This is a genomic window from Pseudomonas persica, from assembly GCF_900291015.1.
Taxonomy (GTDB): domain Bacteria; phylum Pseudomonadota; class Gammaproteobacteria; order Pseudomonadales; family Pseudomonadaceae; genus Aquipseudomonas.
Map to the genome: position 1 here is coordinate 1 of NZ_OLKL01000226.1, position 258 is coordinate 258.

The 258-nt window shown below is 46.9% G+C and carries 1 pseudogene; it reads right to left on the minus strand.

The window, feature by feature from the left end:
* Nucleotides 1–258: pseudogene (locus FQ664_RS26365) on the minus strand (DNA-directed RNA polymerase subunit alpha); the annotation flags it as partial.

Sequence of the window (258 nt, forward strand, 5' to 3'; positions counted from 1 at the left end):
CATGTGCAGCATCTCCTCGTCCACCTGCTCGATTTCGCTGTCCTTGCCGGTCTCCAGTTCAATAGACTTGTCGGAGAACAGGCGGAAGTGCTGAATCAAAATGAAGGCAGCTCCTTCCAATGCTTTCTCAGGGTGAATAGATCCGTCTGTTTCGATGTCGATTACCAACTTCTCATAGTCAGTCTTCTGCTCCACACGGGTATTTTCTACGCTGTATTTTACATTTTTTACAGGCGTGAAAATGGCATCGATCGGAAT